This window comes from Planococcus sp. A6 (assembly GCF_028823615.1).
Classification (GTDB): domain Bacteria; phylum Bacillota; class Bacilli; order Bacillales_A; family Planococcaceae; genus Planococcus.
Genome location: NZ_JAPEHT010000125.1, coordinates 1 through 9,453 on the forward strand (window position 1 = coordinate 1; position 9,453 = coordinate 9,453).

The following is a 9,453-nucleotide window of genomic DNA, read 5'->3' on the forward strand; positions in this document are numbered from 1 at the left end:
CTTTTTTGCGTTATCGTTCCATACAGGTGATGGCAAAGCTGATGGCGCGTGCACAGCGCTTGCGATAGTCATCGGATTGCAGCAAAGCCGCTTCATGCTTATGGGTCATAAAACCACATTCCACTAGAACCGCGGGCATGGTGGTATCTCGCAGCAAGGCGAAATCCGCTGTTTTCAATCCGCGGTCTTTCCGCTGCGTCGATAAGATCAACGAATCCTGGAGCAACTGCCCAAATTTGCGAGTGCGTGCAGGGGCTGTGGGATAAATGAAACTTTCGATGCCTTGTGCGGGGCTATAGCTATTTCCTGCCGCATTCGCGTGGATCGACACCAAAAGTTCTGCGCCGGACCGATTGGCGAAGCTCGTCCTTTCCTTCAAAGGGACGTCACGGTCTTGTTGATGGCTGAACAATACCGTGTAGCCATCCGCTGCCAAGCGCTTTTTCACATCTTCTGCGACCGCGTTGTTGAAATGGAATTCGCGCATTCTGCCGTCGGGTGTCCGTTTGCCAATCGTCCCTGGCCCGTGTCCTGCATCAATGATAATCTTCATGTAACATTCCCCCTTCATTCCCTATATAGAAGGAAAGGGCGAGAAAGGGGACGAAATTCTTCAATTTCTTTTTTTCCATGTTAAAATAAAAACAAACCGACCGCAAAACGAAGGAATTATTTGGAAGATTTAATTTGCGCAGCCGGGGGAATGAGGGAAAAACTATGGGACAAGTAACAGTGAAACAAGTAATGGAGACGTTCGGCTTGAAACTGATCAGCGGCCAGGAAGGCATCGGGCGCCATATTGCCATTAGTGATATTTCGAGACCGGGACTGGAAATGGCAGGCTATTTCACCCATTATCCAGCGAATCGCATGCAATTGCTCGGGAAAACGGAATTGTCGTTTTTCGCCATGCTGAAACCGGAAGAACGGCTAGACCGAATGATGAAACTGTGTGCGGAGGATACGCCCGCCATCATCGTTTCCCATGGCGTCGATGTGCCGGAGGAATTGGTCATCGCCTCTTCCGAAAAACATGTGCCGGTGCTCGGGACGAATATGACCACAACCCGCTTCTCGAGTTTGCTGACGAACTTTCTAGAAAGCCGTCTCGCTCCGACGACCGCTGTACATGGCGTGCTGGTCGATATTTACGGAATCGGTGTGCTCATTACCGGAAAAAGCGGCGTCGGTAAGAGTGAAACCGCTTTGGAATTGGTTAAGAAAGGCCATCGCCTTGTAGCGGATGATTGTGTGGAAATTCGTCAAGAAGGCGAAAGTACACTTGTTGGGCATCCGCCAAAGCTAATTGAATATCTGCTCGAGATTCGCGGTGTCGGCATCATCGACATCATGACTTTATTCGGAGCGAGTGCCGTACGTAACTTTAAGCGTATTTCACTTGTCATTGATCTCGAGATTTGGGATCAAGATAAAACTTACGATCGTCTCGGCCTTGAGGAAGAGACAATGAAAATCATTGATACGGATGTGACGAAGCTGACGATTCCTGTACGTCCAGGGCGTAACCTTTCTGTCATTATCGAAGTAGCCGCGATGAACTACCGCCTGAAACGGATGGGGGTCAACGCTGCTGAGGAATTCTCCAAGCGGCTTGATGATGTCATCTCGCAAGATACAAATTAAGCGAATGGGAAGGTGCATTATATGTATTCAGTTTTAGCAGCGATCGATCCGGTGGCTTTTTCACTCGGGCCGATCGACGTCCGGTGGTATGGCGTCATCATCGCGACCGGCATCGTCATCGCATTTCTCGTCGGCCAAAAAGAAATGGTCAAGCGCGGTTTGCATCCGGATTATCTGACCGATCTATTGATCTGGGCTGTCCCGCTCGCCATTGTCGGCGCGCGCATTTATTATGTGATGTTCGAATGGGAAAATTATAAAGACCAGCCCGCCCAAATCATCGCCATCTGGAATGGCGGGATTGCAATACACGGAGCGTTGATCGCTTCGGTCATCGTCGCCTATATATTCACGAAACGCCGCAATACGCCGTTTTTGAAAGTGGCGGATATTTTGGCACCAAGTATTTTGATCGGCCAGTCCATCGGGCGCTGGGGCAATTTCATCAACCAGGAAGCGCATGGCGGAGAAGTATCGCGCCAGTTTCTTGAGAATCTGTTCATCCCCGATTGGATCATCAACCATATGTACATAGATGGTGCTTATTACCATCCAACCTTCCTCTATGAATCGATGTGGAGTTTGGTGGGGATCATCATTTTGCTGCTGCTGCGCAAAGTCAATTTGGTGCGCGGGGAAATGTTCTTCTTCTATATGATCTGGTATTCAGTCGGCCGTTTCTTCATTGAAGGAATGCGCACCGACAGCCTATACGTCATCGGCGAATTGCGTGCTGCACAACTTGTGTCGGTCATCGCGATCGTCATTGGGCTTGCGTTCATCATCTACCGGCGCGTGGCCATTAAAAACCCGCCGCGCTATTTGGATAAATAACTAGGAAAGAAGAGATTGAATGTCGACAGTGAAAAATGGCTTGAAAGCCGGATTAAAGACTACGTGGTCACTCGGAAAAATCATTTTTCCGATTACTTTGCTCATCACCATGCTGCAATTCACGCCGGTATTGCCATTTATCATCGATTTAATCGCACCGGTCATGGGAATATTCGGCCTAAGCGGTGAAGCGGCCGTTCCGCTTGTGCTCGGCAACGCGCTCAATTTGTATGCAGGAATCGCCGGAATCTTATCGCTTGAACTGACCGTGAAAGAAGTATTCATCCTGGCAGTCATGTTATCGTTCTCCCATAACATCTTTATCGAAACCGGCGTCGCCTTGAAAGTCGGCGTCCGGTTATGGGTTGTCTTGGTGGTACGTTTCGGGCTTGCGGCTTTATCCGGCATCTTGATTAACTTGTTCTGGTCGGGCGGCGGGGAAATTGCGCAATACGGCTTTGCGCCTGAAGTCGCCGCTGCTCCGGAAACATGGCTTGGCATCTTCTTGCTCGGCTTGGAAAAAGCGAGTTTTGGCGTGCTTCAGCTGGCGATGATCGTCATCCCGCTCATGCTGATGATTCAAGTATTGAAAGACCGCCATTATTTGAAGAAAATCTCGAATTTGATGGGGCCGCTCACACGGCTGATCGGCGTCGAGAAAAATGCCTCGTTGACGCTCGCCTCCGGGTTGATTTTCGGATTGGCGATGGGAGCAGGTGTGATGATCCAAGCAGTCCAGGAAGACGGCGTCAGCCGCAAAGATGCGACACTCGCCTTTATCTTCCTGGTGGCATGCCACGCGATTGTCGAGGATACCTTGATTTTTATCCCTCTCGGCATCCCGATTTGGCCGCTGCTGCTGATTCGGGTCATCACCGCCCTCGCCTTGACGATATTCATCTCTTATCTATGGCGTCGGGCTGAAGACAATCGGAAGGAAGTGCTCTCTACATGAATAAAGATATAACGACTTTATTGTTTGATTTTGATGGAACTTTGCTCGATACGAATGAATTGATCGTCCAGACATTCCTATCGGTGCTCGGCGAACATTTTCCGGGCGAATACGGACGGGAAGATGTCTTGCATTTTATCGGCCCTTCATTGGAACAGACCTTTACAAAAATCGCACCGGGCAAAGTCAGCGAACTGAGCGATCAGTACCGCCGCCTAAACCGGACGCTCCATGATGAATTGGTGTCTGAATACGACGGGGTTGCAGAAACTTTGCGTACGTTAAAATCCAGAGGCTTGAAAATGGCGATCGTTTCCACTAAACGTGAAGAAACGATTTTGCATGGCTTGAAGTTGATGGGCGTGCAGGATGTGTTCGATGTCTTGGTGGCGTTGGATCATGTGCAGAACCCGAAGCCGCATCCCGAGCCGCTTGAACTGGCATTGCGTTTATTGGAAGCGGATCAGCAGGGAGCCTTGATGATCGGTGATAATTCACATGACATCGAAGGCGGCAAAAATGCCGGCGTCCGGGTCGCATGGACTGCAAAAGGAGAAGAGTTTTTAGCGAGCTTTGAACCGGATTTCATGCTGCAGCATATTTCCGACCTGTTGGAATTGACGAAGGCGGGCGTAAGATGAGACGCACCGAGCGATATCCTGTTGAAGGAGCAAATTCGCTTTGGCATATCTACAAAACCGTGCCGTTCTGGAAAGTCGCGAAAAACTTTCTGGTCCTCCAGACGGCCCGCTATACGCCGTTTTTGCCGATGAAAAACTGGCTGTATCGCCAATTTCTTGGCATGAAGATCGGCAAGGAAACGTCATTTGCGCTGATGGTCATGCCCGATGTCATGTTTCCAGAACGCATACAGGTCGGGGCCAATACCGTGATCGGCTATAATACGACCATTCTTGCGCACGAATACTTGATTGAAGAATACCGGCTCGGTGACGTCTTGATCGGCGACCGTGTCATGATCGGAGCAAACAGTACGATTTTGCCCGGCATCAAGATTGGGGATGGCGCCATCGTCTCCGCTGCCACGCTCGTCCATAAAGATGTACCGGCTGGGGCTTTTGTCGGCGGCAATCCGATGAAAATCATCTATACAGCCGAAGAAATGGCCGATCGACAAGCAAAATCCTGAAAGCTCAGCGCTTTCAGGATTTTTTGTATCCTCCTTGCTTGACGGGCCAAAGCGGCTTGCGCTAAAATAAGAATCACTTTAACGATTCATCACTCTAGCGAACTAAAGTGAAATAACCGATAATAGGAAGTGTTCAACGATGACCATCGAAATGTTTGAAAAACCATTAGGCATGCGTGACGATTTTCCTTTAATTGCCAAACAAAAAGCACAACTAAGAAAACAAGGCACTGAATTGATTGAGCAGGCGGGTTATGAATTGCTGCAGACACCCACTTTGGAATATTACGAGACCATCGGGAAGATCTCCGCGATTTCAGATGACGCGTTATTCAAGCTACTCGACAGCCAAGGCAAGACGCTCGTCTTGCGGCCGGATATGACTTCCCCGATTGCACGGGTTGCGGCATCGAAATTATTGCGCGAGAAAATGCCGATCCGCCTCGGCTATTACTCCAATGTGTTCCGTGCGCAAAAGCGCGAAGGCGGACGCCCTGCTGAATTCGAGCAGATGGGCGTCGAGTTGATCGGTGACGATTCCCTTTATGCGGATGCGGAAGTGATCAGCCTGGCTTGGGATATCCTGAAAGAGTTGGGCGTCGGTTCAGCCCGCATCGTCATCGGCCACACGAGGCTGCTTGAACTAATATTGGCGGATTTCGGGCTGGACGCGGAACAAAGCGGCAAAGTGCGCGAACTGTTTGTTGCCAAGAACGGTGTAGGGGTTGAACAATTGGCAAAAGAGCTGCCGATTGCAGAAGACAAGCTGGCATCGTTTTTGAAATTGATGCAGGCGACAACAGTGGCGGACTGGAAGTTATGGATCAACGAAGAAAATGAAGAACAACGCGAGCTTTACCGCGACATGGAGCGTCTTGAACAGCTACTTGAACGCAACGGCCTTGGGGATGCCATCACTTTTGATATCTCTTTCAGCAGCCACATGACTTATTACACCGGATTGGTGTTCGAATTCTACGGAGCTGGCAGCGGATTTCCACTCGGCAGCGGCGGGCGCTATGACGGCTTGATGGAGCAGTTCGGCTTGCAGGTCGGCGCGACCGGATTCGGGTTGCGGGTCGACCGTTTGCTGGAATCGGTGACACCTGAAAAAACGGAGCAACCGCACACATTGATCTTATTCGATGAACAAAACGAGCAATATGCATTCGATAAAGCACAACAACTAAGAAATTCAGGAAAACGAGTGACCTTGCAGTATGCACCGGCCGTTAAAGCGCTGGAGCCATTCACTGCCTTGTTCACCGAAGTCATCAGAGGGGAGGAGCTGCACAATGGATGAATTGACGATTGCCATGCCAAAAGGCAGAATTTTTGAAGAAGCCTATGAACTATTAGTCGGTGCGGGATATGACCTGCCGAAAGAGCTCGACGACTCGCGCAAGCTGATCGTCGAAGCGCCGAATGAAAAATTCCGCTTTATTCTGGCGAAGCCGATGGATGTGCCGACTTATGTCGAGCACGGGGTAGCGGATATCGGCATTGCCGGAAAAGACGTCTTGCTCGAGCACGATAGAGACGTACACGAATTATTGGACCTCGGCATCAGCGCATGCTATATCGCGACGGCCGGGTTGCCGGATACGGAAATGGACGAAGTGACCCCGCGCATTGCGACGAAATATCCAGCGGTGGCTTCTCATTATTACCGCAGCAAAGGCGAACAAGTCGAGATCATCGAATTGAACGGCTCAATCGAATTGGCGCCGCTGATTGGCTTGTCCGACCGCATCGTTGACATCGTATCGACCGGCCGCACGTTGAAAGACAACGGCCTAGTGGAGTATGAGAAAATCGCGGACATCACCTCGCGCCTCATCGCAAACCCGGTAAGCTACCGTTTGAAGCAACAGCGCATTACAGAATTGGTCGATAAACTGCGGGAGCAGGTGGGACGATGAACATCCAGCGCCTGACAGATGAGTTGTCGATTCGGCGCCAATTAGCCGATGGCACAGAACAGCAATTGCAAGCGGTAAAAGAAATCATTCAAGCGGTGCGTACAGAAGGCGATGCAGCATTGTTCCGCTTTTCAAAAAAATGGGACAAAGCGGAGTTGTCCGCATTAAAGGTGACGCCAGAAGAAATCCAGCAAGCAGCGGAGCGTTTTGATTCCCAACTGCTGGCTGATCTGACAGAAGCTGCAGACAATATCCGCAGCTATCACGAAGGCCAAAAGCAACAAGGCTATCGCCAAGACCGTGCGGACGGCTCGTATGTCGCGCAGCGTGTCACAGCGATCGAATCGGCCGGATTGTATGTTCCAGGCGGCACGGCGGCCTATCCATCCTCCGTCTTGATGAATGTCATTCCGGCACAAGTCGCCGGAGTCGGGCGCATCGTCGTTACATCACCGCCTGATAGCGATGGGAATTTATCGGACGGCGTGCTTGTTGCGGCGCATATCCTTGGCATTGAAGAACTATATAAAACTGGCGGCGCACAAGCGATCGCGGCACTCGCTTATGGGACGGAATCGATCCAACCGGTCGATAAGATTACGGGGCCCGGCAATATTTTCGTAGCGCTTGCAAAACGCGAAGTGAACGGTGATGTTGCAATCGATATGATTGCAGGGCCGAGTGAAATTGCCATCATTGCCGATGACAGCGCATATGCGGATGAAGTGGCGGCGGATTTATTATCCCAAGCAGAGCACGATCCGCTGGCAAGTGCTGTATTATTGACTGAGAGCCGTGCGCTTGCCGAACAAGTGGCGGCGCAAGTGAAAAGCCAATTGGCCACTTTGCCGCGCGAAGTGATTGCCGCAGCGTCGATCCGTGACCACGGCACCATTTATGTGGCGGACAGCCGCGCTGAATTGATTAACGCTGCCAATCAATTGGCTCCAGAGCATTTGGAGATCATGACAGAAGATGCGGAAGCGGTAGCAGAACAAATCGATCACGCAGGCGCGATTTTTATCGGCCGTTTTTCATCGGAACCGATCGGCGATTATTTTGCCGGCACGAACCATGTCTTGCCGACCAATAGCACGGCGCGCTTTTCGAGCGCTTTGTCCGTCTATGATTTTGTTAAACGGACGAGCATCGTTCATTACAGCGAGCAGGCATGGCGTGAAAACCAAGAGAAAATTGCAAGGCTCGCACGGCTAGAAGGCCTCGAAGCACACGCACGTGCAGTCGAATCGCGCGCTTGGAAAAAGGAGAGTCAATCATGAGGAAATCGGACATTACGCGAAAAACCAATGAAACGGAAATTGCCGTCAGCTTCTCACTCGATGGAAAAGGGCAGGCGGATATCAATACAGGAGTACCATTCATGGACCATATGCTGGATCTTTTCATTAAGCACGGCCAGTTCGACGGGCGCATCCACGCAAATGGCGATACCCATATCGATGACCACCACACGACAGAAGACATCGGGATCGTCCTTGGCCAGGCAGTGCTTGAAGCTTTAGGCGATAAAAAAGGCTTGCGCCGCTACGGCAACGCCTTTGTGCCGATGGATGATGCGCTCGCGCAAGTGATCATCGATTGCTCGAACCGCCCTCACCTGGAATTCCGGGGAGATATCCCGAACGCCAAAGTTGGCGCATTCGATACGGAGCTGGTCCATGAATTCCTATGGAAGTTTGCGTTGGAATCACGCATGAACGTCCACGTCATCGTCCATTATGGACGCAATACGCACCACATCATCGAAGCGGTCTTCAAGGCGCTTGCCCGCGCGCTCGATGACGCGACGATGATTGACCCGCGTGTAGAAGGCGTCCCGTCGACAAAGGGGCTTTTAACATGATCGTTGGCATCATTGATTACGGCATGGGCAATTTATTCAGCGTCGAACAGGCATTGAAAAAACTGGAATGCACCGTCATCACTTCAGACGATGCACAAGTCTTGGCGGAAGCGGATGCGATTTTGCTTCCGGGTGTCGGCGCTTTTCCGGATGCCATGAAGCGCTTGGAGGAGAAAGGCTTAGCCGAATTCATCCGTTCGCTTCCGGAGCAGAAGATTCCGTTGCTCGGGATTTGCCTCGGCATGCAATTATTATATGAAGACAGTGAAGAAGGCAGGCCGGTCAATGGGCTTGGTTTATTGAAAGGCCATATCCGGCGCTTTCCAAAAGGTGCTTACCGCATCCCGCATATGGGATGGAACCGCCTGAACTTCACGCAACAGCCGTACTGGCTTGAAGATGTACTGGAAGATACACATGTTTATTTTGTCCACTCGTTTTTGGCGACAGAGACGGATCGTGCAGAAGTCTTCGCGACAGCCGAATACGGCGGACTTGAAGTGCCGGGTGTTGTCGGCGGCGGATTGATTACGGGGATGCAATTCCATCCGGAAAAATCGGGCGAGTTCGGGCATTATTTATTGGCGCAGTGGATTGCAAATGTCAGGGGGGATTTCCATGAGTGAATTTCAAATTTATCCGGCGATCGACTTGAGGGGCGGAAAATGCGTCCGCTTGTTCCAAGGCGATTATGGCCAGGAGACGGTCTATGCGGATTCGCCCGTTGAAATGGCGAAAAGTTTTGTGAAAGCCGGGGCTAAGTGGATCCATATGGTCGATTTAGACGGCGCGAAAGACGGCAGCCGCATCAACGATCAAGTGGTCATCGAAGCGGCGAAGCTCAATGCCAACATCCAAGTGGGCGGCGGTATCCGCAGCCGTGAAGACATCAACCATTATTTATCAAATGGCGTTTCCCGTGTCATTATCGGAAGCTTGGCTGTAAGGGAGCCAGAACTGGTGGCGTCATTTATCGAAGAGTTCGGCGCAGAGCGGATCGTCATCGGCATCGATGCGAAAGACGGCATGGCGGCGACAGAAGGATGGATTGAAACTTCCCATAAGCCGGCATCTGAAGTGGCCG

Annotated in this window: 12 protein-coding genes; 11 read left to right on the forward strand and 1 reads right to left on the reverse strand. The window is 51.1% G+C overall.

Going from position 1 to position 9,453, the window contains the following annotated elements:
- Window positions 1-10 precede the first annotated feature (10 nt).
- The gene (locus ON064_RS15010; protein ID WP_274625409.1) at window positions 11-553 is read right to left on the reverse strand and encodes an N-acetylmuramoyl-L-alanine amidase family protein; all 543 of its coding nucleotides are present in this window, start codon (window positions 551-553) and stop codon (window positions 11-13) included.
- A 164-nt stretch (window positions 554-717) separates the two neighbouring features.
- Here ON064_RS15010 and hprK point away from each other — a divergent pair, with 164 nt between their 5' ends.
- From hprK to ON064_RS15065, 11 genes are all read left to right on the forward strand, one after another.
- Window positions 718-1,644 (forward strand): HPr(Ser) kinase/phosphatase, encoded by a 927-nt coding sequence (hprK, locus tag ON064_RS15015; RefSeq protein ID WP_121301042.1) that lies wholly within the window; start codon window positions 718-720, stop codon window positions 1,642-1,644.
- Window positions 1,645-1,665: 21 nt separating this feature from the next.
- A complete protein-coding gene (gene lgt, locus ON064_RS15020) occupies window positions 1,666-2,478 on the forward strand; it encodes a prolipoprotein diacylglyceryl transferase (RefSeq protein WP_274625410.1) in 813 nt (270 codons plus the stop codon).
- A gap of 19 nt (window positions 2,479-2,497) precedes the next feature.
- Window positions 2,498-3,433 (forward strand): nucleoside recognition domain-containing protein, encoded by a 936-nt coding sequence (locus tag ON064_RS15025; RefSeq protein WP_274625411.1) that lies wholly within the window; start codon window positions 2,498-2,500, stop codon window positions 3,431-3,433.
- Window positions 3,430-4,074 (forward strand): pyrophosphatase PpaX, encoded by a 645-nt coding sequence (gene ppaX, locus ON064_RS15030; RefSeq protein ID WP_274625412.1) that lies wholly within the window; start codon window positions 3,430-3,432, stop codon window positions 4,072-4,074. Before ON064_RS15025 ends, ppaX begins: the two co-directional genes overlap by 4 nt.
- Window positions 4,071-4,583 carry an acyltransferase gene (locus tag ON064_RS15035; RefSeq protein ID WP_121301046.1) on the forward strand — a complete coding sequence of 171 codons (513 nt, stop codon included), beginning with the start codon at window positions 4,071-4,073 and terminating at the stop codon, window positions 4,581-4,583. Before ppaX ends, ON064_RS15035 begins: the two co-directional genes overlap by 4 nt.
- A 139-nt stretch (window positions 4,584-4,722) precedes the next feature.
- Window positions 4,723-5,886, forward strand: coding sequence for an ATP phosphoribosyltransferase regulatory subunit (hisZ, locus tag ON064_RS15040; protein ID WP_274625413.1), 1,164 nt, complete (start codon window positions 4,723-4,725; stop codon window positions 5,884-5,886).
- Complete coding sequence (gene hisG, locus ON064_RS15045; RefSeq protein WP_058381263.1) at window positions 5,879-6,505, forward strand: ATP phosphoribosyltransferase; 627 nt, start codon at window positions 5,879-5,881, stop codon at window positions 6,503-6,505. The genes hisZ and hisG overlap by 8 nt, the downstream gene beginning before the upstream one ends.
- Complete coding sequence (gene hisD / locus ON064_RS15050; RefSeq protein ID WP_274625414.1) at window positions 6,502-7,785, forward strand: histidinol dehydrogenase; 1,284 nt, start codon at window positions 6,502-6,504, stop codon at window positions 7,783-7,785. Before hisG ends, hisD begins: the two co-directional genes overlap by 4 nt.
- Complete coding sequence (hisB, locus tag ON064_RS15055) at window positions 7,782-8,369, forward strand: imidazoleglycerol-phosphate dehydratase HisB (protein ID WP_407951623.1); 588 nt, start codon at window positions 7,782-7,784, stop codon at window positions 8,367-8,369. The genes hisD and hisB overlap by 4 nt, the downstream gene beginning before the upstream one ends.
- Entirely contained in the window at window positions 8,366-8,995 is a 630-nt protein-coding gene (hisH, locus tag ON064_RS15060) for an imidazole glycerol phosphate synthase subunit HisH (protein WP_121301049.1), read from the forward strand. The genes hisB and hisH overlap by 4 nt, the downstream gene beginning before the upstream one ends.
- On the forward strand, window positions 8,988-9,453 hold a 466-nt coding region (locus ON064_RS15065; protein WP_274625415.1), incomplete at its 3' end, for a HisA/HisF-related TIM barrel protein. The genes hisH and ON064_RS15065, both read left to right, overlap by 8 nt.

Coding starts and splice junctions, on each gene's coding strand:
- ON064_RS15010 (WP_274625409.1), bottom strand. CDS start 553: ATGAAGATTATCATTGATGCAGGACACGGGCCAGGGACGATTGGCAAA.
- hprK (WP_121301042.1), top strand. CDS start 718: ATGGGACAAGTAACAGTGAAACAAGTAATGGAGACGTTCGGCTTGAAA.
- lgt (WP_274625410.1), top strand. CDS start 1,666: ATGTATTCAGTTTTAGCAGCGATCGATCCGGTGGCTTTTTCACTCGGG.
- ON064_RS15025 (WP_274625411.1), top strand. CDS start 2,498: ATGTCGACAGTGAAAAATGGCTTGAAAGCCGGATTAAAGACTACGTGG.
- ppaX (WP_274625412.1), top strand. CDS start 3,430: ATGAATAAAGATATAACGACTTTATTGTTTGATTTTGATGGAACTTTG.
- ON064_RS15035 (WP_121301046.1), top strand. CDS start 4,071: ATGAGACGCACCGAGCGATATCCTGTTGAAGGAGCAAATTCGCTTTGG.
- hisZ (WP_274625413.1), top strand. CDS start 4,723: ATGACCATCGAAATGTTTGAAAAACCATTAGGCATGCGTGACGATTTT.
- hisG (WP_058381263.1), top strand. CDS start 5,879: ATGGATGAATTGACGATTGCCATGCCAAAAGGCAGAATTTTTGAAGAA.
- hisD (WP_274625414.1), top strand. CDS start 6,502: ATGAACATCCAGCGCCTGACAGATGAGTTGTCGATTCGGCGCCAATTA.
- hisB (WP_407951623.1), top strand. CDS start 7,782: ATGAGGAAATCGGACATTACGCGAAAAACCAATGAAACGGAAATTGCC.
- hisH (WP_121301049.1), top strand. CDS start 8,366: ATGATCGTTGGCATCATTGATTACGGCATGGGCAATTTATTCAGCGTC.